The sequence below is a fragment of the Acinetobacter sp. G18 genome (genome assembly GCF_052660225.1).
On record NZ_CP109658.1, the window covers coordinates 1,056,305 to 1,081,256 of the forward strand.

Sequence of the window (24,952 nt, forward strand, 5' to 3'; positions counted from 1 at the left end):
CACTTCACCATAACGTGAAAATAGAATGAAGAGCAAATAATATTGGCTATTTAATTTTTAAATATTCTAGAACACTATTTAAAAGATCTTTTTATAATGGCGTGACATTAAATAAAGAACCAATCCAGCTTGAAAAAGCCATTGCTAAAATTCCCCATAAGGTAATACGTAAACTGCCTTTAAGTTTAGATGTACCAGCAAAGTAACTTGAAAGTGCACCTAAAATCGCTAATGAAAGAATTCCTGTGGCTAGGACAGCAGGTATAATCCATTGATTCGGGCTGAGTAATATAGCCAGCATGGGTAAAAAAGCCCCAAAAGAAAATGATGCGGCAGATGATAATGCAGCTTGTACAGGATTGGCTGCGGTATTTTCATGAATGCCGATTTCATCCCGAGCATGTGCACCCAATGCATCATGAGTGGTTAGCTGCAAAGCAACTTCTTGAGCCAATTCTTTAGATAGGCCTCTAGAAATATAAATTTGAGTTAGCTCATCTAACTCTTTTTGAGGGTGCTTTGAGAGTTCTTTTGCTTCAATCGCTAAATCTGCTTTTTCAATATCTTCTTGAGATTTTACAGAAATATATTCTCCGGCAGCCATTGATGTAGCCCCAGAAATTAGTCCAGCAATGCATGTAATTAATAAAGTATGTGAGTTAGCTCCACTTGCAGCCATACCCATAATTAAACTAGTGACAGAAATAATTCCATCATTGGCTCCTAATACTGAAGCTCTTAACCAACCTGAACGGTGAATTGCATGATGCTCTGTATGATGTGGAAAAGCCATGTGTTTTGCCTTATAAATGTTTTATAGATGCTATGAAATTTTACAAATTATTGATCAAAAAATATGTCATCATTATAGGGAATTTAGAGATACTAAAGAATAGATCAATAATAAAAATGGAGACTAAACTATTTATATTAAATCATCCTTAACCTAACTTAACGATGTAACTCATTATTTTAAATTATGATATTTATTGATCATTCTAACAAATTACCCTTAATAACTCTAATTTACTGTAGAGGTGATAATGAGAAATAGCAAAACAATAAACTCTATAACGCATTCGATATTACTTATGGGAGTAGTCATTTCTTCAACGGTAGTAAGTGTGTGTTCTGTTTATGCACAAGACCCAGTTACCTCTGAATATAAACCTGGAAACCTCATTTATGATAAATGGGACAGATTCTATAAAATAGAGCAGTCTCAACCTCAAGAAGCAGAAAAAATATTAGTTGAGCTGAGTAAGCTGACCCCTAAAGATATTAAAGTCTGGAAAAGCCTTACTTATTTACAAATTCGGCTCGAAAAAAGAGATGAGGCTTTACAAAGTTTAAGACAAGCAAGAGCTTTAGCTCCTCAAGACGACACTTTAAAATTACAAGAAGCATATTTGCTGAATCAACAGAAAAAGAATCGTGATGCACTGGTTTTATTTAAAGAACTAACTTCATCTTCAGATCCAGCAATCGCTGCGAAGGCAACTCAAGCTGTTAAAAATTTAAGTGGAGGTGAGGTTAAGCCATATTTTGGGGATATCTATTTTGCACCCTCTTATGAGTCACGTTATGACGATGTTATTTTTCCTTTAAAAGTTCGGTACGGTAAAAACATTGACAATGGTCGTGCTCAAGTCTACGGTTTTCTTAATTTAAACCGTGATACTAAATCTCAAGGTGGAGTACGACCTGAAATTATTGATGAAAATGCAGTTACTCTTGGGGTAGGTGCAAATTATCAACCATGGACTTCTATTCCTGTTCGAGCTTATGTCGAAGTTGGCGGAAGTTATGATTTGATTGATCGAAATCGAAAAAAATTTCGTGAAAGTGTAGTTGGAGGGGTAGCAGGTTATCAAGAGTGGTATTCGCAATCTAACTGTAATCATACACTTTGTTTAGATAATTACTTTACTGACCTCTATGGCAATGTCGCGACTTATTCAAGAGAAGACTATAACGTTATTGGAGATTTGCGCTTACGCACAGGTTTAAATTTATATAAAGGAGATAATGGAACTGTGCAGGCTTATGTGAAATTGCATGGCTTAGCAGACAGTAAAAATGAGTATTACAATAATTTATTTGAATATGGGCCAGGTATTTCATGGCAACCTTTTAATTATCAACCGATAAAACTTCGTGTTGAACGTTTATATGGCAACTATTTTAAAGACGTGCCTGTTAATACAAAAGATCATTACAACAATACTCGTGTAGAACTTGTTTTTTATAAGGACTTCTAATCGTATAAATGTCTAAGATTACCAACTATAAAGCTTAATGTTGGCTTATGGTGGCAGGAATGCTGCCATAAGTCAGGCGATACCATAAACCGACGATATAAACCGACCATCGTCCCATATAGTGAGGACCATCAAAGATATAAATTGTTTTGCCTTCATACGCTTTAATCTGAGAAATAATTTCCCAAGGATAGGCTGCTCGAAATTGTCCATTTTTTTTGGTGCGAAATGCTTCTAGTACAATAACAGTTTTATTTTTTCCAAGAGTTTGTTCAAGTTGGTCTAAAATACGTCTGGCTTGTTGAGGGGTTCTTACGCCGACACCTACACCATCTTGGAAAAAGACACCAGCTTGGCTAGGTAGCCAACTTTTAACCCATAAATTATAATTTTCAGGTTCTCTTTCACCACTATAAATGCTCACCCAAATAGGTGCTGGCAGTTTTTCTAGAACATGACCTAGTGTGCTTACCCTTAACCAAGTTGGATCAGCTTCAACTGGAAAATAGTAACCTTTTAAAGATGCATCATTTTGTTCTTGAATAATTTGTGCAGATTTTTCTCCTAAAGCAACAACATTTGCACGTGCTGCTGGTTCATTATATTCACCAGCTAAACCTAATATGAGATTTTTAGCCCAAGGTTGTTGCTTAATTTTCTGTATATCAATGGCTTTTTCCCACTGTGGGAGGTTGGAGTTTGTCCACCACGATTTAGATTCAACGACTGACCACTGGGGAACAAAAGTGTTGACTCCTAAATAATGCCAGTTTCCTTTTGGAGGAGTGGTATTGTTATCTGGTTGCCAAAAAATTCCTTCGATGACTGGGGGGTGTCCATGATTTTTGAACAACCCCGCATAAGCTACTACACTACATATAATTAAAATAATAAAAGCAGTTATTTTAATTGGTATCTGTTTTCTCATTATTACGTCGTAACCAATACCACAAGAAGATCACTATTATCATAATTGCAGAGATAATCACAACCAATAAAAAGAATGAAGATTGTTGAACTAATGGAGCTTTTTGATTACCTACAATTAATTTTTGGAGAACATAGATATTACCGTTTTCTGAAACCAACATTTTGGTCACATTATTTGGAATTTTATGTTGAATGGTTCCCCATAGATGCATGAAAGTTTGTGCACCATTTTCAGAGTCAGTAATGACATCAAAGCGATTATTGTTATAACTCACAATAAAACCGTTTGCTGCTGCTGGCGCATAAATAGTGTTTTGATGCATTGAGACTTGTTGTTGATAAATCTGTTTATTCACAATCACATTAACTGCTTGTGGAGCATTGGGAGAAAAACGTACTAGATTCAGTGGAATTGGAGCATCAGTAAGTAACATTTTTTTAGCGACTTGCCCTAATGTAACCGCAATATTTAATGCACCAGATTGATCATCAATTGCAATTGTTGGTTTGGTTGCTAATGTCATGGAAAGGGCTGCCACCCCATTTTTAAGTTTGTGTGGAAGCTTGACAGTCGATTTGGCTGTATCGACCCAAAGTGAACCATGAGCAGTGGGCAGACATTGAGAGTTGGCAATGACCGAGTTTTCAAGCTTCAAGCTAAAGTTGGTTGTATTAGAAATAGATTTCGCGAAAATGTTGAATTGTCGATTAACTGGGTCAGAGGCAAGATCTGCCGTTTTCATACTACCTGCAAGACCACCATCAAGCCATGCCGTAATGTTTGAACCCTGTAATAGGCCGCTTTGAATACGAAGGGCAATTTGTCCTTGTAGGATGTCAGTAGGCTGCCATACTGCTGGAAAATCGAGAAACAAGTTTTTTTCAGCGTGATTTAAGCGGAAATCTTCAATACCTAAGTCTGCAAGCGTATCAATTTTCTTGAATTGAGCCCAAGCAGGTGCTGAAATTGTAGTTGGGAAAATTGCACTGCCTGTATCAAGCTGCTGTACATAAGCTGGATTAATTAATCCATTAATAGCAGCAGTAAGTTCTTGTGGTGTGTGATAAGTGATAGAGAGGGTAGGAGTACCATCTGTCGGTTTTGAAATTTGTACAAAGGCTCCATTTTTAAGTGGAGGTGTCGATTTTATTATTTCAATAACAAACTTGGTTTCAGGGTTTAAATTGGTTTGTCCAGAATCGATCCATTCAATAGGAGTGACAGAGCTCCAAGAAGTTGCTAGTCGAGCAAGCATAGAGGCTTCGGTAATCTCCTTGCGGTTATATTTCAAGATACCGACAAAAGGAGTAGGTCTTTTCGCTTGGGGGTTAAACAAAGCATCAGGTAAATCTTTTAAGCGATAAACATTTCGAATAGATGTAAAGTCGAGTTGAGAATTACTTAAATATGTCAAATGATCGATATCTTCTGTACAGAATGTATCTTTGGCTTGATTTAAAGAGGTTGGTTTAGAATATTGCTGAATAATAAAATCTAAACGATGGAAACCAGTCTTGCTGGCTGGAATATCAAATTTAAATTGTCCACTCCCATTTAAGGTGGTGTTATAGATGAGCTTATCGTCATATTTTACGAGTAATGTTGTGTCACTTTCAGTGGAATAGTCACTGGAAAACTGAATGTTCTGCCACTCTGCACCTTTTCCAATATAGAAAAAGTAAGGCTCAACGGTATATTTAGTTGATGTACTAATATCGTCTAAAGTCCATGTGTTGGTATGAGCTGGCACAGCTAACATAAGGCAACTGCTAGCAAGGAGTGCTTGTATGAGTGGATAAAGTTTAAAAGTCTTTTTCATTTATTTTTTCTCCTTGCTTCTTTCTGTTTTGTACCACTGAAGTGAATTACCTTGTATTTTATTTTTTAGCATGTCGAATGCGGCTTTAAATACAATAAATAAAAATATTTGTGAGTAACTTACATAAGATAAAACTGAATAAAAATAGAGCTCTGGTTTAACCTTTTCTAGAGAAAGCGTAAACCACATTTGCGCTACATATAGGCAAAATGAAAGGCCCCACAAGAGCGTAAATGGTCCCGGAACTGAAATACCTGCAATATCAAGTAAACCAAGCGTTAACGTAATATGACTCCAGAACAGAGCTGGTACGAAAAGGATATAGCACATGATGTTATTCAGAATTTCAATTCCGATAGGGAATGGTGTTCTGAGCGCTACTGGTAAATATTTACGTGTCACATAAAAATTACCTTGAGTCCAACGTGAACGCTGTTTAACGAATACACTTAACGAAGGCGGATCTTGCTGCCAACCAATTGCATAAGGAACCCATTTAATTCGTTTTTGTCCGATAAAAATTCGGAAACTCATTTCTGTGTCATCCACTAGCGACTTTTCATCAAAACCACCTAAGGTTTCTAAGGCATCACGCCAGATGACGTAGTTAGTGCCCATCAATGTTGATAACTCAAAACGTTGCCAACGTCCACCTTGAAAGATCCATTGGAAAAAGATGAACTCAATCGCAATAAAGCGCGTCAAAATACTATCTTGCCAGTTACGGGTTCTTACTTTGCCATTTACAGCGACTAGTTTCTTGTCTGCAAGTAGGGTTTGTGCGAGTAATCGAACGCAATCGGGTTCAGGAGTACTATCGGCATCATAAACAACAATTAATTCACCTTTAGCATGAGGAAGCCCGTTATTAAGGGTTCTTGATTTCCCTTTGCCCCCCATACCTTTTGGAACATTAACAATTTTTATGCATGGATAAATTTTTGCGAGGCTTTCTGCGATTTCAAGCGTGTTATCTTTAGATCCATCATTAATCAGTAGAACTTCATAAGCTTCGGCTGGATAATCTTGTTGAGCAATTGCATGTAAAGTATCTTCAATCACTACGCCTTCGTTATAGGCGGGAATTAAAACGCTTAAGACCGGCCATCTCTCGGGGATAGGTAGATTTTGTAGTTCTTTTTCAGCTGTTTTTGAATATTTCCACGCTTGATAGCTTAGCCACGCCCAAAATGCTTGTGGAATCCAAATACCTAAAAAGCCAAATAAAAACAGAATATCAATTGGAGCCATTTGTACGGACCCTCCTAATAATAGAAGAGATGAGTAGCAATAATAGAATTAATCCTACTACTAAGGAGATCCATGAAATATAACTACCAAATGTGCCGAGAAGATCTGGATAAGTTGTTGTTAAAATCAGATCTAGAGGAACAACAACTACACTTAAACCAATAAATATATAACCGATAAGATTTGTACGGACATGTTCAGGGGTGCTTACATAATCAATATTATTAAATTTCCACGAAATACCGAGTTGTGGATAACGAATATTGGAAAGAGGTAAGTCGGCTGGAGGATTAATGATAATTTCGTAACCTGAAACATGGCCGTTAAAGTTCTTGGCCGAATAAAATAAATGTTTACCTTGTTTAATTTCTCTGGATGGTATCGGTAAATTTTCTGAATTTAATGGAATAATATAACTACCCGCTGGCTGTGAAATTAAATTTTCATCCCATCCTGTACTTACAAACGCAGCCATTGGTCGTAAACCAATTGCTGTTGAAAATGTTGCCTTCGCAGCAAAATACTGAGGTTGTTCAGTTTTAAATAGTACGATTGGAATAGCGCCTTGGCTTACTGCTTCTTTTAACAAGAAATAGTGGGGGAAACCAAAAACCTCATCTGGCAATATAATGCCGGGTCGAATTCCCTTATGAATAAACTTTTGAAAACTTTCAGAACTGATCTGGTCAAGAGTAAATACAGGCCACCAAGTATCTTGATAAGGGAAGAACATCGAAATATCTTCTGGAGTTTGTACTTCAGTTTTTATTTGTTCAGCTTTAATTTCACAATGATAATATTGCCGATAGAACTGTTGTAAAGTGGCGTCTGGATATTGGCTCGATGCGATCACAATTCCACAAATATTAAGAAGAGTAGACATTAGTTCATCTCCTCAGGTGGAATAACAATAACTTTATATTCAACCTCAAGACGCAGTGTCATAATTTCTCTTAACTTTTTAATAAAGTCAGGCTCTTCGTCAGTTTTTTGCTGACGAATGACAATGCTGTATATGTTCTCTAAATCATCATCAGCAAATTGGAAAACAATTTCATTCGGTTGATGTTGGCTCAAAATCGTAATCATTTCATTTTGAGTGGTTTTCCAGACATCATCTCCTAACATTTCTTTGATTAGACTACGATTAAGAATACTAATGACGAAGACTTCATAATCTTGAACATTATGATGATCGAGTAGCTTAAAAAAACTACGCTGAAAATATTTTAAAGCGCTTAAAGGGAAAATATCTCGTCGATAATTTCGGTCATAACTTTGAATATCGCGATATTTCTGAACGTTAATTTCAATATTATGGCGTACGGCACTTAAAAAAACTGGAATAAGAGGAATAATAAAAAGTAAAAGAAGCTGACGTTCAATATGCGTTTGTGCTCCAAGATCAAGGAGAAAATAAACAGATACGCCAATAAAAGCGAGTAAACCCACAATTAGTGATAAACCAACTTCTAAAAAAGCACCGGAAACTAAAAGAATTAGAATAAAAATCCAGCTTCCTCTAAAACTTACAGGCAGCCACTCATATGCAATCATTCCCATAAATAGATGAGCTGCAATAATCCATAAGACGAGTGTTCTACCTGGGTTCTTTTGTTGCATATGGTTTATGCTACCTTTTTTGTAATGTTAATTTTTTTATACTTTTATAATGACAAGGTCATGATTATGGAAGTTGTTGTTGTTTATGTCCTTTTTAAGTATCTATACTGTTTATTTGTAGTTGAAAGTCCCTTTATAGTCAAATCCCGTTATTATTTTTTAATCAAAAGCAAACATATAAGACGTAATTGTTAACTAAATACGCTTGAATGTTTCAATTGCTTTGAGGCGCGTTTCTTTTAAATCTACAATCGGTTTTGGATAATTTAACCGAAGAGACTTATTCGCTGAATAAGGGTCATGAATAGATTTGTTGCCCAGATGAGCTAATTCTTTTACCCATGTACGAATATAGTCACCATTCGGATCAAATTTTTGCGATTGGCTAATCGGGTTAAAAATTCGGAAATAGGGTACAGCATCTGTTCCAGTTGAAGCACACCATTGCCATCCACCATTGTTTGCAGCTAGGTCTCCATCAATTAAATGTTGCATAAACCATTGCTCACCAATACGCCAATCGATCAGTAAGTTTTTACATAAGAACATAGCAGTAATCATACGTACTCGATTATGCATCCAGCCGGTTTGTAAAAGCTGGCGCATTCCGGCATCAACAATAGGAATACCCGTTTGACCAGTTTGCCATGCAGTTAAGTGCTCTGGGTTATGATTCCATTGAATTTTTTGAGTGTCCTTTTTAAATGGAATATGTTTAGACACATAAGGAAAGTCAAATAAAATATGTTGGTAAAACTCTCGCCAAATAAGTTCATCTAACCATGTTTGCTGACCTTCATTGGTTAAATGAAAGTTACCATGTTGACTGCGGAATAATGCTTGTAAACACTGGCGTATAGATAAGATTCCAATATTTAAATAAGGCGAAAGTTTACTTGTACCTGTTATGTGGGGAAAATCTCGCTCGACTTTATAGTGAGATACCGAGTCTTCAATAAAATGATCTAGTTGTTCTAATGCATATGACTCGCCAACAGGCCATAAATCTTGCTGTTCTGTTGTAATGGATGAACAGAATAGCTTTTCAATTTCAGCTAAGTTTGTATTTTCCACTTCTAGTAAATCGGTTGGAACTTTAGTTTGTTTATTGGGTAAAGGATAACATTGAGGTAAACCACTAGTATCTAGTTTTGAATAGCACACTTTTTTAAAGGCACTAAAAACTTGATAAGGTTGTTCTGATTTATTGCGAATTGAACGCAGAGGAAAAATCGTGCGGTCATGAAATAAAAAAAGTTCTTTACTGTCTTTATTTAAAGTGTCTTGTACAGTTTTATCTCTTTTTAGTTCATTTACTCCTACCTCAATATTGGCATAAACATTTTCAATATTATATTTCTTACTAAAGTCAGAAATAGATTTGGCAATATCTTTCCAATAAGGGATGACCTGAATAACCAGAGGGATGTGAAGAGCTGCCAATTCTTCTTGAAGTTTTTTGAGTTGTCTTAAATAAAAACTAATTTTTATTGGAGCATCGTCGTGCTGTTTCCACTGGTCTGGCGATAAGATGACTAATGCAATTGAATTACCTTGTTGGCAAGCATGCCATAAAGCTGCATGATCGCGCACTCGTAAATCTTGTCGGAACCAAATCAATTGATAAGCATTTGACATGCATAGTCCAATAATAAATTAACTCACTGAATATTATATAAAATAAATGCATAAAAAAAGCAAAGCCGAAGCTTTGCTTTTTATCATCTTGTTAAAGATGAATTAGTGGTGGTGACCACCAGCACCGTGTACATGACCGTGATCAAGCTCTTCAGCAGATGCTTCACGGATTTCTACGATTTCAACTTCAAAAGTTAAGTCTTGGCCAGCAAGTGGGAAGTTAGCATCAACAACAACGTTGTCTCCTTCAACCGCTTTAACTGTAACGATTTGAACGCCGTCATCAGTTTGAGCTTGGAATTGCATACCAGGTTGAATGTTATCAACACCTTGGAACATTTGAGCTGGAACTTCTTGTACTAGGTCTGGGTTGTATTCGCCATAACCTTCAGCAGCTGGTACGTTTACAGTGAATTTATCACCAACAGTTTTACCAGTTAATGCATTTTCTAAACCAGGAATGATATTGCCTGCACCGTGCAAATAGGCAAGTGGTTCACCTTGAGATTGATCAAGTGTTTCACCCTCAGCGTTTGTTAATTTATAGTGGAATGAAACCACGTGGTTATTTGCAATTGCAGTCATGTTTTTGATCCATTCAATCAATTAAAGCGTACATCATAAAGTGAAAAATAAATTTTGTAGACTACAAAATCTCAATCTTTAACACTTTTTCTAATGCGTTTTTACGTATATAGGGATGAACTCAAAAAATTCAACTCAATACAGCTTAATTTTTGGTCGTACTCGTCTTGTAAGTAAATCTTTCACTGTGAGTAGTCCAGCTTGAGTGTATCCGTGAATTGTTGCTTGATGTAAACGGTATAAAGATACGTACATCGTTTTAGCAATATATCCTTGTACACTGACATCCCCAAGTAATTCTCCAACGGCTTTATTACGACTTAAAGACACAAGTGAACCTTTGTCATTAAAAGTGAACATCGGCTGTGAACGTCCATTAAGTCTGGCAGCCATAGCATTAACTAAAAAGCTTGCTTGTTGACTGGCAACTTGAGCGCGTGGTCCAAGAGGAGGGTTTCTTGCATCAAGTTGGCAGTGTGCACAATCACCAAAAGCGAAAACATTTGGGTCAGAATAAGTTTGCAGCGTAGCATAGACCATTAAACGGTTAATGTTGTCACGTTCAAAATCGGTAAAACTTTCAAGAACTCTCGGTGCTTTTACGCCAGCTGCCCATACCGTAATATCACTTTTGAGTTCATTACCGTTACTGAAATAGATGCAATGCTTATCAATTTTTTCAACGCGATGTCGAGTTAAAATTTGGATACCCATTTTTTGGAGCTGTTTTGCACTATGCTCAGCTGTTTTCTCACTTAAAGCAGGTAAAATACGTTCGGAAGCTTCAATCAGTGTGATTTTGACTTGATTAGGGTGGATTTTTTTCAAACCATATCGGTAAAAGTTTTTAGTGGTTTCTATAAGCTCGGCAGCAAGTTCTACACCCGTTGCACCTGCACCAACAATTCCAATATTGAGTGTACGTTGATCTGGTTGATTTTGTGCTTCAATGTACAAATGCAAAAGATCTTGTTGGAAAATATCTGCTTGATTTCTACTGTCTAGAAAATGACAGTTTTCACGTACACCCGTTGTGTTAAAGTCATTGGATACTGAACCAAGCGCTAAAATAAGCGTGTCATAACTGAGTTTTTGAACTTGCGTGTTCTGTTCTTTAGACATTTGAGGAGGGACTAAATCTATTATTTTTTTCTCTTTATCAATTGCAACAAGTGTTCCCAATATAAATTCGTAATGATGTTTTTCTGCATGCGCAAAATAATTGGTTTGTTCTTCGTGAGGGTTTAAGGAACCCGCCGCAATTTCATGAAGTAGAGGCTTCCAGATATGAGTCAAATTTTGGTCGACTAATGTAATTTTGGCTTTACCACTTTTCCCAAAGGTTTCACCGAGTTGTGTGGCAAGTTCTAAACCACCTGCGCCACCACCGACAATGACAATATGAGGTAAACTTTGGGCCATTTTTATCACCTAATTATTTTTCTATAAAAAAAGATGGCTAAATTATGCCATCTTTTATTTATAAAATTTATTGTGCCTCTGTGCACAATTTGATGTTTTTAGTGCGAATCTACAGGGTAGAGTTTTGCTGCACTATGATTACTCGATGAAAAAATAGAGAACAAATTTGAGAACCACATCATGATTTTTTGGAAAATATTGGCTTCTTCAATATGCACATCATTTTCAATTTGTAGACTGCGAATGAGCTGATTGTTTTGATAAATTGAAACTGTTGCCAAGTTCATCGCTTTCATTAACGGTGCTGTTAATTTTTGCTCGTTTAATGCAATATTTACACGAGTTTGAGTCGTTTCTAGTGGAGCAATGGTTTTTAGTTGTTTATTGCTATCAAGAACTTGAATGCGTTGTGTTGCGTAATCAAACGTATTTAAATCAATTGCTGCTGGTTCGGCATACAAAGAAGTCGTGACAATAGTTGGCTGCTTAGTTTCAACCTTAAACATTTTTAAAGTTGATTTAATAACTGGTAACTCAGCAATAAGTTTTTGCTGTGGAATAACCACTTCATCACGTGTATACGCATAAGCAAGATTCATTAACTTATCGGCAATTTCAGCACGCTTCACTGCACTTGCTGTACCTAAAACAATAACCAGTAAACGTCTTTGTGGTAGGTTCGGTGAAAACGAAGGACGTGAAGCTGTAAGCGCTAAGTTATAACCTGCTGCTTTGGTATAGCCAGTTTTTAAACCATCTACAGATGGATCATATTTTAAAGCAAAGTTAGTCGCATGATGAAAACGTTGATTGTAGCTAAAGCTTGGCATTTTTGAATAATGTAAATATTCAGGTGTTTGGTGAATTACTGCCTGACTTAATAAGCTTAAATCATGTGCTGTCGTGTAATGATCAGGCATTGTAATCCCGGCAGGGTTACTAAAATGCGTGTCTTTCATGCCTAAAGCTTGAGCTTCTTGATTCATGCGTTGTACAAAATGAGGCACATCACCAGAAATTTTTTCAGCTAAAGTCACTGCGGCATCATTTGCCGACATCACAATTAAACCTGCCAAAAGCTGATCAACTGAAATTTGCTCGCCCGCTTTGAGGTACATTTGTGATTCGTCCCACTGAACCACACCTACGACAGGGGTTGCAGTAATGACTTGATCTAGCTTTAATTTTCCAGCCTTAATCTCTTTTAATGCAATGTAGGCAACCATCATTTTGGTTAAAGATGCTGGTGCACGTTGCACATGACTATTATGTTCAGCAATGACTTGACCAGATTGAGTATCTACTATTGTCCAAGCAGCGGCCTCGACGCTCTCAGGAGCAATATTAAGAAGGGCAGCATTGGTAAGAGTAGCACAGAAAATACTAAACAGTGTAAAAAGAGATAGGAAGAATTTCACTAGGTGACCTTGACGTTTACTGGCAAATACGGAACACAGATGCACAGCATGCTATGCCTTTTTTTTGTAGAAGGCTAGTCTGAATTGTTGCCAAAAAATACATCTACGCAAGTCGATACAAAAAAGTGATAATCTAAGGTGAAACCGTTCTTATTTTAAATTGAAGAATTTATGTTGCATTATCAAATAGAGTTCGATGATTACAAACAGCATCTTGTTCACGTCACAATTCGTTTTTTAGCGAATCCAAATCAGGAACTATGGTTACCAACGTGGATTCCGGGTAGTTATTTAATTCGTGAGTTTTCTAAGCATATTGAAGCTGTAAAAGCTTACGATGAAGCTGGGCGCATGCTCAATATTAAAAAAACTGAAAAAAATCGCTGGCGTTTATTTAACACCGATCATGAATTAATTACTGTTGAATACGATGTCTATGCTTATGATTTGTCGGTACGTGGTGCTTATGTAGATCAAACTCGTCTATATATTAACCCAGCCTGTGTATGCTTAGGTTTAGATGGACAAGAGCAATCTGCTTGTGAGTTAGAAATCTTTTTGCCTGATGAGTTAAAACACTTTCAATTAGCAACTGGCTTAGCTTCAAAAAGCTTAGTTAAGGGACGTTTTACCTTAAAAGCTGATCATTATGATCAACTGATTGATAGTCCATTTGAACTTGCGGAGCAAACACGTTTTAGCTTCGAAGCTCATGGAATCGAACATGAATTTGCAATTTCTGGACAGCACAATACCAATATAGAACGTTTAAAAGCGGATATTGAAAAGATCTGTGCAGCTGAAATTGAAATGTTTGGTTCAGCGCCATTTAAAAACTATACCTTTATGACGATGGCAACAGGCAATAGTTATGGTGGCTTAGAGCATTGCAACAGTACTAGTCTGATTACACCACGTGATGATTTACCAAAATCGAATGAACCTACTGAACCTTCGAAAGACTATCAACGTTTCTTAGGTTTATGTAGCCACGAGTATTTTCATTCTTGGTTAGTGAAGTTTATCCGCCCAGAAAACTTTGCAAACTACAATTTACATCAAGAAGGTTATACATCGCTACTGTGGATCTTTGAAGGGTTTACTTCATATTATGATGATCTCATTTTATTACGTAGCGGTGTGATCTCTCAGAAGTCTTATTTAGATTTGTTGAAGTCACAGCTTGATCGTTATTTACAAAATCCGGGTCGTTTTGTTCAGACAGTCGCAGAGTCAAGTTTTGATGCATGGATTAAGTTTTATCGTCCAGATGAAAACACCAATAATGCTGGAACTAGTTATTACAATAAAGGCGCATTAGTTGCCTTATGTTTAGATTTAGGCTTACGTTTACGTGGTTCTAGTCTTGATGCCCTAATGCGTCGTTTGTATGAAAACACCCAAAACGGTATTCAGGTTAATGAGCGTACCGTTTTTGATTTGTGCGAAGAGTTAACGGGTGATAGTTGGGTTGAGCAAATTAATCATTTGATTAACACAACGGATGAGTTGCCGCTGGATCAGTTATTCCCTGAGTTTGGTTTAAGTTATACGCTTAAAAACGATAAGATTTTGGCTTATGGTTTAAAGTTAACCGATAAACCTGAAGGTGTATTGGTACAAAATGCTCAACGTGAAGGAGCTGGGGCAAAAGCAGGTATTTCTGCCAATGATGTCATTATCGCAATTGATGGATTAAAAGCGACCACAAAACTTATTGAGAAATATGCTAAGCAAAAGGGTAATTATCAAGTCTTGGCTTTCCGCCGTGATGAGTTGTTGTCGTTTGATGTTACAGGTGAAAGTATAAACTTAACTGAAGTTGAACTTATTATTGAAGATCAAACAAAAGCTGATAAATGGTTAAAAGCCTGAATAACAGTTAAATAGTTTATAAAAAACCGATGTTTCGTACATCGGTTTTTACTTTTTAGTAGATTTTAAAAATTGAAATAGGTGTTATCTTTGAGTTTATTTTGAATGAAAAGTATAATATTTGTCAGAACTCTGAAAGATATCTCATGTAATTTAAGACTGATCTATACCTTAAAAGTTGGTAAACCTAGATGTATTACCATAAGTTAGGTATAAGATTATTATCAATAGATTTAAATTATGTATTATTTCGCTGCGAAATGTCGTTATCACTGGATATTTCGTTGACTGGAAGCCAATGAGAGTCGATACTCTCAGGGTTTTATTTAAGCATATCGGTTCGTAGGCACTGGGCCAAAAGCTCGGTCCTCAAAACTCAATTCAACGGAAGGGGCTATATATGGCTGGTGAAAAGTCAACTATCATTTACACACTGACTGACGAGGCGCCATTATTGGCGACTTATTCGCTACTGCCGATCATTGAGACCTTTACTAAGCCAGCAGGTATCGAGATTGTTAAAAGTGACATCTCTGTAGCTGCACGTGTGCTCGCAGAATTCGCTGACTACCTAAGTGAAGAGCAAAAGGTATCCGACAACCTTGCTGAGCTAGGTCGTCTTACACAAGATCCAGATACTAACATTATTAAACTCCCAAATATTAGTGCCTCTGTTGCGCAATTGACAGCATGTATTAAAGAACTTCAATCTAAAGGTTTTGCAATTCCTGACTATCCGGAAAACCCAGCGACTGAAGAAGAAAAAACTATTAAAGCTCGTTATGGCAAATGCCTAGGTTCAGCAGTAAACCCAGTTCTTCGTGAGGGTAACTCTGACCGTCGTGCTCCTGCTGCCGTTAAAAATTACGCTAAGAAACACCCTCACTCAATGAGCGAGTGGAAACAGTGGTCACAAACTCACGTTTCACACATGGAAGAAGGTGACTTCTACCACGGTGAAAAGTCAATGACACTTGACCGTGCACGCAATGTAAAAATGGAACTTATCACAAACAGTGGTAAGAGCATTGTTCTTAAGCCAAAAGTTGCGCTTCAAGAAGGCGAAATCATCGACTCAATGTTCATGAGCAAGAAAGCACTTTGTGATTTCTACGAAAAAGAACTTGATGATTGTAAAGAAGCAGGAATTTTATTCTCTTTACACGTAAAAGCGACAATGATGAAAGTTTCACACCCGATCGTGTTCGGTCACTGTGTGAAAATCTACTACAAAGAAGCTTTTGAAAAACACGGTAAGTTATTTGACGAGTTAGGTATCAACGTTAATAACGGTATGGCTGGGTTATACGAGAAAATCGAAACTCTTCCAACGTCATTACGTGAAGAAATCATCGAAGACTTGCATGCTTGTCAAGAACACCGTCCTGCACTTGCAATGGTTGATTCAGCAAAAGGCATCACAAACTTCCATTCACCTAACGACATCATTGTAGATGCTTCTATGCCTGCAATGATCCGTGCTGGCGGTAAAATGTGGGGTGCTGATGGTAAGCAATACGATGCTAAAGCAGTAATGCCTGAATCAACATTTGCGCGTATTTACCAAGAAATGATCAATTTCTGTAAATGGCATGGTAACTTCGATCCGAAGACTATGGGTACAGTACCAAACGTTGGTTTGATGGCTCAAAAAGCTGAAGAATACGGTTCTCACGACAAGACTTTTGAAATTGCTGAAGCTGGTATCGCAAACATTACCGATCTTGACACTGGTGAAGTGTTATTGACTCAAAATGTTGAAGAAGGCGATATCTGGCGTATGTGTCAGGTGAAAGATGCTCCGATTCGTGACTGGGTAAAACTTGCAGTAACTCGTGCTCGTAACTCAGGCATGCCTGCGATCTTCTGGCTTGACCCATACCGTCCACACGAAAATGAATTGATCAAGAAAGTACAGAAGTACTTAAAAGATCACGACACAACTGGTCTTGATATCCAAATCATGTCTCAAGTACGTGCTATGCGTTACACACTTGAGCGCGTAGTTCGTGGCTTAGATACAATTTCTGTGACTGGTAACATTTTACGTGACTACTTAACTGATTTGTTCCCAATTATGGAACTTGGTACTTCTGCGAAGATGTTGTCTATCGTTCCGCTTATGGCGGGTGGTGGCATGTACGAAACTGGTGCAGGCGGTTCAGCACCTAAACACGTACAACAACTTGTTGAAGAAAACCACTTACGTTGGGATTCGCTTGGTGAGTTCCTTGCTTTAGCAGCTTCTTTAGAAGAGATGGGTGTTAAAGAGAATAATGCTCGTGCGAAGTTGCTTGCTAAGACACTTGATGAAGCGACTGGTAAATTGCTTGACAACGACAAGTCTCCATCACGTCGTACAGGCGAGCTTGACAACCGTGGTAGCCATTTCTACTTATCACTTTACTGGGCAGAAGCACTTGCTGCACAGAACGAAGATGCTGAGTTAAAAGCGAAGTTTACTTCACTTGCAAAAACTTTAGCTGAAGAAGAGCCGAAGATTGTTGCTGAGCTTGCTCAAGTACAAGGTAAAGCAGCCGATATCGGTGGTTATTACGCAATTGATCCAGCGAAAGTAAATGCTGTAATGCGTCCAAGCGCTACATTTAATGCTGCTCTTGCAAGTGTTGGTGCTTAATTACTAACTCGTGTGAATAGTTTAAAAGCCGGTGTTTATACATCGGCTTTTTTTATTTTTTTATAAAAATAAATGGCATTAAAAAAAGCCCACCTAAGTGAGCTTTAAAACGTAAATGTTTTATCGACCACTACGGCCACGACCACGTGGAGCTTTGGTATTTGGGCGAGTTGTACCATTGGTCTTACGACGTGGTTTCTCACTTTCATCCATTTGCCAAATACGTTTTGTACCAGACTTTTTAACAGAACCATCTTTGTTCTTACGAACCATTGGTTTACCACCTGTACCACCCGGTTTTTTCACATAAGAACGTGAACGATAAGGTTGTTCTGCTGGCACATCTTTAAAGTCAGGGTAGAGTAGAGGTTCAATTTCTTTGGTCTCACCCGGTTCTAGTCCTAATTGAACTAAATCAATTGAACCAATTTTAGTACGAATGAGACGTAAAGTTGGGAAACCTACCGCAGAGGTCATGCGGCGAACTTGGCGGTTACGACCTTCACAAATAGAAATTTCAATCCAAGAGGTTGGAATGTTGGCACGGTAACGTACAGGAGGATCACGGTCCCATACCCATTCAGGTTCACTTACCTTAATTGCTTTTGCTGGTAAAGTCATACCATCATTAAGCTCTACACCCTTACGAAGTTGCTCAAGCGCTTCTTCGGTAACATCGCCATCAACTTGAACTAAATACGTTTTGTATTTTTTATTCGCAGGGTTGGTAATGAACTGATTCAAACCACCATGATCGGTTAAAAAAACTAAACCCTCAGAGTCCATATCAAGACGACCTGCAATGCGTAAAGTCGGGTCATCTATAAAATCAGAGACCGTCATATGCGCTTCGTCTTTACGAAACTGGGAGAGTACGTCATAAGGTTTGTTAAGAATGACGATTTTCATAAAAAATGACTTCTTCTTTCAAATAAGCGGTAAAAACATTGAGCTATATTTAAGTGTGAAATTTGCTTATTTCCCACATAAATCTCAAAAAGGGTTAAATTCGATTAAGCTATTATGCGTTAATAAAAGTTGAAAGTATTGTTTATCGATAATTATTTTTGTTTGGTTAGTTAAATATTATAAAAGGGAGAATCTACACAATGGGTTATCAGAAGATCGTGGTTCCTGCCGACGGTGATAAAATTAAAGTAAAATCAGACCTATCACTGAATGTACCAAATCATCCAATTATTCCTTTCATTGAGGGTGATGGTATTGGTGTAGATATTACACCGACCATGAAAACAGTTGTTGATGCGGCTGTCTTAAAAGCCTATGGCGGTAAACGTTCCATTGAGTGGATGGAAGTATATTGTGGTGAAAAGGCTAATAAAATTTATGGCAGCTATATGCCAGAAGAAACTTTTGAAGCTCTGCGTGAATTTGTCGTTTCAATTAAAGGTCCCTTAACTACTCCAGTTGGTGGCGGTATTCGCTCACTTAATGTGGCATTACGCCAAGAATTAGACTTGTACGTGTGTGTACGCCCTGTACGTTGGTTTGAAGGCGTTCCTTCACCTGTTCAGCATCCTGAACTAACCGACATGGTGATTTTCCGTGAAAACTCGGAAGATATTTATGCTGGTATTGAATGGAAAGCTGATTCTGAAGAAGCCAAAAAAGTGATTAAGTTCCTTCAAGAAGAAATGGGCGTCACAAAAATTCGCTTTCCAGAAGGATGCGGCATCGGAATCAAGCCAGTATCTAAAGAAGGATCGCAACGTTTAGTTCGTAAAGCCATTCAGTTTGCTATAGATAATGACAAACCATCGGTAACCCTTGTTCATAAAGGTAATATTATGAAATATACCGAAGGTGCATTTAAAGAATGGGGTTATGAGTTAGCTTTAGATCGTTTTGGTGGTGAACTCATAGATGGTGGACCTTGGGTTAAAATTAAGAACCCTAAAAATGGTAAAGACATCATTATTAAAGATGTGATTGCAGATGCTTTCTTACAGCAAATTTTGATGCGTCCTGCCGATTATTCAGTGATTGCAACCCTTAATTTAAATGGTGATTATATTTCTGATGCATTAGCAGCAGAAGTAGGGGGCATAGGTATTGCGCCTGGTGCAAATATTGGTGGTGCAATCGCAGTTTATGAAGCAACTCATGGTACTGCGCCTAAATATGCAGGTCAGGATAAAGTAAACCCGGGTTCTATCATTCTTTCCGCAGAAATGATGCTACGTGATATGGGCTGGACAGAAGCTGCAGACCTGATCATTAAAGGAATTGCTGGAGCGATTGCAGCCAAAACGGTGACTTACGATTTTGAACGTTTAATGCCGGGAGCAACCTTATTGCGTTGCTCTGAATTTGGTGAGGCAATTATTCGTCATATGGAAGATTAGAATTCATAAAGAAGTCCTTAATGAGGGCTTCTTTGTTGTTTAATGAATGTTATTTATAGTATTGAAGTTAATACAAATAATAAGCTATGAGTTCGCGGTATAAGCCCAAAGCATACAAGTTAGTACAGTTAAACTTAACAATATTCCACCCTGACCATAATGAGTTGCATAGAGGGGAACTTGTCCAATACTGTGCGTAAGTTTATAGTTCAAAATAGGTCTAATGCAAAAGAAAAACAGCGGTAATGAAAAGATTACCGTGTTACTCATTTTAATGGTAAAGCGGAAATAGTAACTAAATAGCCCTATTACCATTACATATAACAGAGTTTTGAAAAGTACTTCTCCACTGGTATAGACATCTATACCAACATAAACATTAAACTTCCATATAAGAAGGCTAAATGTAGCAATTATTGAAATAATAGTTACTACAACAGCATTTGCTGGGCTTGATACATTTAACATTTTTAAGTTTTAATTGATATAAAGTAATTTATTTAAAATATATATTATAAAAATATATATTTCAGTGACCATTTTTAACTTTATAAAAATCACGAAAAATCGTTATTCAGACTTTTTAAGACTAATGCGAATTTGAGCTTGTTTCTTTAAATACCCATAGCGCAAAGCAGAAGATAATGACGAGGAGTAATCCTAAAATTTGACCATGACCAGAGAGGTAAAATGGAACCTCTGGGATGGTTTGAATGGCTTTATAGTCAAGAACAGGCGATAGCCAAAAGTATGCAAATGGAATAGCAATTAAAAATTGTGTTGTAAACTCAATATGATCGCGTGTTAAAAAGCCAAGAGTAGCCGCTGTGGCAATATAAATAATAATCTTTACAGAGACTTCATAGGATGTGGTGATGTCCAGTGCAAATATAGTTCGACATTTAAATGCTAATAATGAAACGCAGATAAAAGCGAACATCGCTAAGAGCTTCAAAAGCTCATCAATATAATTGTTATTGCTCATGTCTTACTCTATTTTAAGTATTAAAATTATAAATTTTGAATAAATATAGATGAGAGGAAAACACTCTACATTGACAAAATATGACATTTTTTGTCAATAAAGCTGCTTTGTAAATAATCAAGAAATGTAAACGATACTTTTTTTTCGACTCAGATTTAATCGTCAATTTTCATTTTGAAAAAATTGAAAAGCCCCTCAATAAACGGGGCTTTTTTTATTGCATAAACTCAGAATGTTTTGCGGTTTTGGGTGCACCGATTTTCTTTTGGTAGCTTTGGTCTAAGACCTGTATCACCAGTACAAATGCAATTACAAATACAGGAAACAATATAGTTTTCACGATTTGGTTTCTCCGAGAGTTGAGCTGAAAGAAGGGCGTACAGGAAATAAAAGGCAAACCGCAAAAAGAAGAACGATTCCACCCAAAAGAAAGAGGTGGGCATAAGACCAATGCAAATGATGCAAAGTACTAATGACAACTCCACCTAAAAGCTGAGTGCTAGCAAACCCAATAGTGGCAAGGCTCCAAAGTTTTTGATAACGTTGTTCATAAATCTGTAGCAGACTATAAGAACTAATAAATACGGTTGCAGGAGTCAGTAAGCCTGTAAGAAATGAAGACAACGCAAGCAAAGAGATGGCATGCGAAAAGAATGGTAATGCAACGGCTATGCAGTAAATGCCATAAAGCCATTTAATTGCTTGTAAATATCCGGTGAAGCGGCTTAAACAGTACGCCAAAAAAGCGCCTATACAGCTTCCGATGCCATACAGCACCCAAAACGAATTTCGCTGTTGCAATGGAAAATGCAAGGTTCCCGATAAGTAATCCATCCAAAACAAAGAGTGGGGAATATAGGCAAAAGCACTGCACATATAGGCAATAATAATAACCAGTCCCAAGCGTGAATGTTTGATACTTTGAGGGATTTGGCTAGTTGTTTGAACAGACTGCTGTGGTTGATGGTTGAGTAATTGGGAAAGTATCAAACTGCCAAAAATAGAGAGCGCTGCAAAAATGCCCCAGACATATTGAACGGGCATATTTTTAAGTAAGGGAATAATAATAGTGGCAGATAACACACCTACACCAATGCCGCTAAACCCTAAGAAATTGACTTTGAGCCTTTGACTCATTGCAATATTTTTCATGGCAAAGCTTGGTGCCAAAATCATGAGTAGGCCGCCTGCAATTCCTGAAATGGTGCGCCAGAACACGAACCAAACCAATGGCATGTGTATGAAGGCACAGCAGAGTAGGCTTAAACTGCCCACAACTGCCGAACTTACAATGAGTATGGGAATAGATTTTTCTTTAATACTAAACAACACCAACAAGGCACCTAGCAAATAGCCCAGCAAATTTGCACTGCCTAAGAAGCTTGCGAAGTCATGTGTCCATCCGTATTGCACAATCATGATCGGCATGAGGGCAGTGTAGGAAAATCTAAAAACACCAATACCCAAGCAAGTTGCTAAAAATACAAGCAGACTCATTCGATAAAGCGTAGTCATGAGAAATCACTCAATTTTTTTATTATTAAAAGCGAGTTTTATAATCTTTAAAAATGATTTAATATGATAATAATTATCTTATTTTGAGATAGTGGTATGTTGCTTAAGTCTCTAGAGTTTTTTTTAGCGGTAGCAGAGAGTGGAAGTTTTTCACTGGCTGCACAAAAAATGTATACGGTTCAATCGAATATCACCAGTCATGTGAAAAAGCTTGAAGAAGAGTTAGGAGTGGTTTTATTAAATCGCCATAATCCCGTGACATTAACCAATGCAGGGCAGCAGTTGCATAGCTATGCTGTTCAAATGATCGCGCTGCACAATAAAGCGAAAAAAATCTTTCAAGACAGTGATATTGATCCGAACGAAACCATCCGTTTAGGCAGTATGGAAACCACAGCGGCCATACGACTTCCTCAATTGCTGAATGAATGTATGCAGCAATATCCCAATTTGCCGATTGAGCTTCAAACTCACCCAACAGGATATTTGATTAACGCTGTGCAGCAAGGTGAGCTTGATTGCGCTTTTGTTGCCTCGAAATATGTGATTCCTGAGTTATATAGCTATCCGATATGGCAAGAACAATTGGTTTTGGTTTGCCCAAAACAGCAAACCGAGTTTCCTGACATTGCCACGCTTGCAAAGACCAGATTTATTGCATTTCGACAAGGGTGTTCCTATCGCCATGCAATTGAGCTGTTTTTAAATGACCATAGTGTGCCGCCTTCGCAAATCATGGAAATGGGTAGTCTGGACGGTATTGTCAGTTGTGTGGAGTTAGGTGTCGGCTTTGCGCTATTGCCAAAGTCATACTTAACTAAAGTGGCTGATAAATTGTCGTTAAGCTGTTTTGAAATTAATACTGAATCTGCACACTTTACCACTTATGTCGTTGCTCAGCTTCCTGAGACATGGGGGAGCAATTTAAAGCAATTTATTGGTTTTATTGAGCAACAGTTTATACAGAAATGTGCTTAATTTTAATACATAAATGTCCTACTTAGCTTATGCCCTAAAAGTGATATATATGTATTTAAATGTCATTTTATATTCTCATCCAGATCGGCAATGATCTGCATGCTAGAAAATTGTGGAAAAGGGTAGTTTATATAGGCCGGCTATGGTCAAATATGCCCCCTTAAAAGATGACACAAGCAATAATTTGGAGTTTGGGAATGAATATACCCTTAATCATCAATATTGTGGTTTTTGTCGGGTTAATATTTTTACTCGCCCAAACACGTAAAACGGACTGGAGCTTATCTAAAAAAGTTCTTGCTGGCTTAGTTCTAGGTGTAGTGTTTGGTTTAGGACTACATTTGATTTATGGCGGTGGCCATCCGATTCTTGCTGAATCTATTAGCTGGTTTAATATTGTTGGTAATGGCTATGTAAAACTTTTACAAATGGTCGTGATGCCTTTGGTATTTGTATCGATTTTAGGCGCAGTAGCCAAGTTGCATCAGGCTTCCTCTCTAGGAAAAATCAGCGTCTATACCATCGGAACTTTACTATTCACAACGTTAATTGCTGCGCTGGTTGGTGTATTTGTGACGAACTTATTTGGTTTAACTGCCAAAGGTTTGGTGCAAGGTGCTGCTGAAACTGCGCGTTTAACTGCAATTAATACAGATTATGTAAGTAAAGTAACAGACTTAAGCGTACCGCAATTTATTCTTTCCTTTATTCCAAGTAACCCTTTTGCTGAGTTAACGGGTGCAAATCCGACTTCAATTATTAGTGTAGTTATTTTTGCTGTCTTTTTAGGGATAGCTGCGCTTAATCTAATGAAAGATGATGCAGAAAAAGGTCAGCGTATTTTGACTGCCATTCAGACGTTACAGTCTTGGGTCATGAAGCTTGTTCGTTTAGTCATGACCCTTACACCGTATGGCGTTTTTGCGCTTATGACTAAGGTTGTGGCAAGTTCAAATGTGGCTGACATTTTAAACCTAGGTGGTTTCTTAGTTGCGTCATATTTAGGTTTAGCGATTATGTTTGGCGTTCATGCCATTATTTTGACTCTAACAGGTGTTTCTCCGCTTAAGTTCTTTAAGAAAGTTGCGCCTGTTTTAACATTCGCATTTACAAGCCGTTCAAGTGCAGCAAGTATTCCACTGAGTATTGAAGCGCAAACTCGTCGTTTGGGTATTCCTGAATCTATTGCGAGTTTTTCTGCTTCGTTTGGTGCAACCATTGGTCAAAATGGTTGTGCGGGTTTATACCCAGCAATGTTGGCCGTGATGGTTGCTCCCACTATGGGGATTAATACACTCGACCCAATGTGGATTGCTTCTTTAGTGGGTATTGTGACTTTAAGTTCAATTGGTGTGGCTGGTGTTGGTGGTGGTGCAACTTTTGCTGCACTGATTGTGCTTCCTGCAATGGGTTTACCTGTAACTTTGGTTGCGCTGCTTATTTCAATCGAACCGTTAATTGATATGGGCCGTACTGCATTAAATGTAAATGGTTCAATGACTGCAGGTGTAGTGACGAGTCAACTGATGGGCCAAACAGATAAAGACATATTAAATAGTGAAGATGAAATTGAGTTAACTCAACATCATTAATAGTTAGTATAAAACGGCTCATTCATATCTGAATGAGCCGTTTTTTTATATGCTT

General features: G+C 37.6%; 20 protein-coding genes. 6 read left to right on the forward strand and 14 right to left on the reverse strand.

Annotated elements, in window-relative coordinates; all coding sequences use genetic code 11:
- Nucleotides 1–91 precede the first annotated feature (91 nt).
- Nucleotides 92–793 carry a VIT1/CCC1 transporter family protein gene (locus NE363_RS05010; protein ID WP_445535946.1) on the reverse strand — a complete coding sequence of 234 codons (702 nt, stop codon included), beginning with the start codon at nt 791–793 and terminating at the stop codon, nt 92–94.
- A gap of 250 nt (nt 794–1,043) precedes the next feature.
- Here NE363_RS05010 and NE363_RS05015 point away from each other — a divergent pair, with 250 nt between their 5' ends.
- Nucleotides 1,044–2,261, forward strand: coding sequence for a tetratricopeptide repeat protein (locus NE363_RS05015; protein ID WP_445535947.1), 1,218 nt, complete (start codon nt 1,044–1,046; stop codon nt 2,259–2,261).
- A gap of 34 nt (nt 2,262–2,295) precedes the next feature.
- On the opposite strand, the gene NE363_RS05020 is transcribed toward NE363_RS05015, so the two are convergent.
- From NE363_RS05020 to NE363_RS05060, 9 genes are all read right to left on the reverse strand, one after another.
- On the reverse strand, nt 2,296–3,189 hold the full coding sequence (locus tag NE363_RS05020) for a hypothetical protein (RefSeq protein ID WP_445535948.1): 894 nt from the start codon (nt 3,187–3,189) through the stop codon (nt 2,296–2,298).
- A complete protein-coding gene (locus tag NE363_RS05025) occupies nt 3,167–5,011 on the reverse strand; it encodes a hypothetical protein (RefSeq protein WP_445535949.1) in 1,845 nt (614 codons plus the stop codon). The genes NE363_RS05020 and NE363_RS05025 overlap by 23 nt, the downstream gene beginning before the upstream one ends.
- Nucleotides 5,012–6,262, reverse strand: a complete 1,251-nt coding sequence (locus NE363_RS05030) for a glycosyltransferase family 2 protein (RefSeq protein ID WP_004700031.1) — start codon at nt 6,260–6,262, stop codon at nt 5,012–5,014.
- A complete protein-coding gene (locus tag NE363_RS05035) occupies nt 6,249–7,145 on the reverse strand; it encodes a hypothetical protein (protein ID WP_445535950.1) in 897 nt (298 codons plus the stop codon). The genes NE363_RS05030 and NE363_RS05035 overlap by 14 nt, the downstream gene beginning before the upstream one ends.
- Entirely contained in the window at nt 7,145–7,885 is a 741-nt protein-coding gene (locus NE363_RS05040; RefSeq protein WP_019457692.1) for a hypothetical protein, read from the reverse strand. Before NE363_RS05040 ends, NE363_RS05035 begins: the two co-directional genes overlap by 1 nt.
- Before the next feature lie 195 nt (nt 7,886–8,080).
- Nucleotides 8,081–9,523: a deoxyribodipyrimidine photo-lyase gene (gene phrB / locus NE363_RS05045; protein ID WP_445535951.1), complete on the reverse strand. Its 1,443-nt coding sequence runs from the start codon at nt 9,521–9,523 to the stop codon at nt 8,081–8,083.
- Nucleotides 9,524–9,625: 102 nt separating this feature from the next.
- A complete protein-coding gene (locus NE363_RS05050) occupies nt 9,626–10,108 on the reverse strand; it encodes an FKBP-type peptidyl-prolyl cis-trans isomerase (RefSeq protein ID WP_004700040.1) in 483 nt (160 codons plus the stop codon).
- Between the two features lie 135 nt (nt 10,109–10,243).
- On the reverse strand, nt 10,244–11,530 hold the full coding sequence (locus NE363_RS05055; protein ID WP_445535952.1) for an NAD(P)/FAD-dependent oxidoreductase: 1,287 nt from the start codon (nt 11,528–11,530) through the stop codon (nt 10,244–10,246).
- 98 nt (nt 11,531–11,628) lie between these two features.
- Complete coding sequence (locus tag NE363_RS05060; RefSeq protein WP_445536356.1) at nt 11,629–12,948, reverse strand: D-alanyl-D-alanine carboxypeptidase PBP6B; 1,320 nt, start codon at nt 12,946–12,948, stop codon at nt 11,629–11,631.
- 171 nt (nt 12,949–13,119) lie between these two features.
- Here NE363_RS05060 and NE363_RS05065 point away from each other — a divergent pair, with 171 nt between their 5' ends.
- Together NE363_RS05065 and NE363_RS05070 are read left to right on the forward strand one after the other, a co-directional pair.
- Complete coding sequence (locus NE363_RS05065; protein ID WP_445535953.1) at nt 13,120–14,823, forward strand: M61 family metallopeptidase; 1,704 nt, start codon at nt 13,120–13,122, stop codon at nt 14,821–14,823.
- A 400-nt stretch (nt 14,824–15,223) separates the two neighbouring features.
- Nucleotides 15,224–17,461, forward strand: a complete 2,238-nt coding sequence (locus NE363_RS05070; RefSeq protein ID WP_019457697.1) for an NADP-dependent isocitrate dehydrogenase — start codon at nt 15,224–15,226, stop codon at nt 17,459–17,461.
- A 120-nt stretch (nt 17,462–17,581) separates the two neighbouring features.
- On the opposite strand, the gene NE363_RS05075 is transcribed toward NE363_RS05070, so the two are convergent.
- Nucleotides 17,582–18,370 (reverse strand): rRNA large subunit pseudouridine synthase E, encoded by a 789-nt coding sequence (locus tag NE363_RS05075; protein ID WP_077169562.1) that lies wholly within the window; start codon nt 18,368–18,370, stop codon nt 17,582–17,584.
- 200 nt (nt 18,371–18,570) lie between these two features.
- On the opposite strand from NE363_RS05075, the gene icd reads away from it, so the two are divergent.
- A complete protein-coding gene (gene icd / locus NE363_RS05080) occupies nt 18,571–19,827 on the forward strand; it encodes an NADP-dependent isocitrate dehydrogenase (RefSeq protein WP_445535954.1) in 1,257 nt (418 codons plus the stop codon).
- A 589-nt stretch (nt 19,828–20,416) separates the two neighbouring features.
- Here the strand turns inward: icd and NE363_RS05085 are convergent.
- The 3 genes from NE363_RS05085 to NE363_RS05095 all read right to left on the reverse strand — a co-directional run bounded on the left by NE363_RS05085 (nt 20,417) and on the right by NE363_RS05095 (nt 22,327).
- Nucleotides 20,417–20,812: a hypothetical protein gene (locus NE363_RS05085; protein WP_049064672.1), complete on the reverse strand. Its 396-nt coding sequence runs from the start codon at nt 20,810–20,812 to the stop codon at nt 20,417–20,419.
- 214 nt (nt 20,813–21,026) lie between these two features.
- Nucleotides 21,027–21,152, reverse strand: coding sequence for a hypothetical protein (locus NE363_RS05090; protein WP_228153330.1), 126 nt, complete (start codon nt 21,150–21,152; stop codon nt 21,027–21,029).
- Complete coding sequence (locus tag NE363_RS05095) at nt 21,149–22,327, reverse strand: YbfB/YjiJ family MFS transporter (protein ID WP_445535955.1); 1,179 nt, start codon at nt 22,325–22,327, stop codon at nt 21,149–21,151. The genes NE363_RS05090 and NE363_RS05095 overlap by 4 nt, the downstream gene beginning before the upstream one ends.
- Before the next feature lie 96 nt (nt 22,328–22,423).
- Between NE363_RS05095 and NE363_RS05100 the strand changes: the two genes are divergently transcribed.
- Together NE363_RS05100 and NE363_RS05105 are read left to right on the forward strand one after the other, a co-directional pair.
- The gene (locus tag NE363_RS05100) at nt 22,424–23,305 is read left to right on the forward strand and encodes a LysR family transcriptional regulator (protein WP_100290862.1); all 882 of its coding nucleotides are present in this window, start codon (nt 22,424–22,426) and stop codon (nt 23,303–23,305) included.
- Between the two features lie 197 nt (nt 23,306–23,502).
- A complete protein-coding gene (locus NE363_RS05105) occupies nt 23,503–24,897 on the forward strand; it encodes an L-cystine transporter (RefSeq protein WP_004700069.1) in 1,395 nt (464 codons plus the stop codon).
- The last annotated feature ends 55 nt before the right edge of the window (nt 24,898–24,952 follow it).

Coding starts and splice junctions, on each gene's coding strand:
- NE363_RS05010 (WP_445535946.1), bottom strand. CDS start 793: ATGGCTTTTCCACATCATACAGAGCATCATGCAATTCACCGTTCAGGT.
- NE363_RS05015 (WP_445535947.1), top strand. CDS start 1,044: ATGAGAAATAGCAAAACAATAAACTCTATAACGCATTCGATATTACTT.
- NE363_RS05020 (WP_445535948.1), bottom strand. CDS start 3,189: ATGAGAAAACAGATACCAATTAAAATAACTGCTTTTATTATTTTAATT.
- NE363_RS05025 (WP_445535949.1), bottom strand. CDS start 5,011: ATGAAAAAGACTTTTAAACTTTATCCACTCATACAAGCACTCCTTGCT.
- NE363_RS05030 (WP_004700031.1), bottom strand. CDS start 6,262: ATGGCTCCAATTGATATTCTGTTTTTATTTGGCTTTTTAGGTATTTGG.
- NE363_RS05035 (WP_445535950.1), bottom strand. CDS start 7,145: ATGTCTACTCTTCTTAATATTTGTGGAATTGTGATCGCATCGAGCCAA.
- NE363_RS05040 (WP_019457692.1), bottom strand. CDS start 7,885: ATGCAACAAAAGAACCCAGGTAGAACACTCGTCTTATGGATTATTGCA.
- phrB (WP_445535951.1), bottom strand. CDS start 9,523: ATGTCAAATGCTTATCAATTGATTTGGTTCCGACAAGATTTACGAGTG.
- NE363_RS05050 (WP_004700040.1), bottom strand. CDS start 10,108: ATGACTGCAATTGCAAATAACCACGTGGTTTCATTCCACTATAAATTA.
- NE363_RS05055 (WP_445535952.1), bottom strand. CDS start 11,530: ATGGCCCAAAGTTTACCTCATATTGTCATTGTCGGTGGTGGCGCAGGT.
- NE363_RS05065 (WP_445535953.1), top strand. CDS start 13,120: ATGTTGCATTATCAAATAGAGTTCGATGATTACAAACAGCATCTTGTT.
- NE363_RS05070 (WP_019457697.1), top strand. CDS start 15,224: ATGGCTGGTGAAAAGTCAACTATCATTTACACACTGACTGACGAGGCG.
- NE363_RS05075 (WP_077169562.1), bottom strand. CDS start 18,370: ATGAAAATCGTCATTCTTAACAAACCTTATGACGTACTCTCCCAGTTT.
- icd (WP_445535954.1), top strand. CDS start 18,571: ATGGGTTATCAGAAGATCGTGGTTCCTGCCGACGGTGATAAAATTAAA.
- NE363_RS05085 (WP_049064672.1), bottom strand. CDS start 20,812: ATGAGCAATAACAATTATATTGATGAGCTTTTGAAGCTCTTAGCGATG.
- NE363_RS05095 (WP_445535955.1), bottom strand. CDS start 22,327: ATGACTACGCTTTATCGAATGAGTCTGCTTGTATTTTTAGCAACTTGC.
- NE363_RS05100 (WP_100290862.1), top strand. CDS start 22,424: ATGTTGCTTAAGTCTCTAGAGTTTTTTTTAGCGGTAGCAGAGAGTGGA.
- NE363_RS05105 (WP_004700069.1), top strand. CDS start 23,503: ATGAATATACCCTTAATCATCAATATTGTGGTTTTTGTCGGGTTAATA.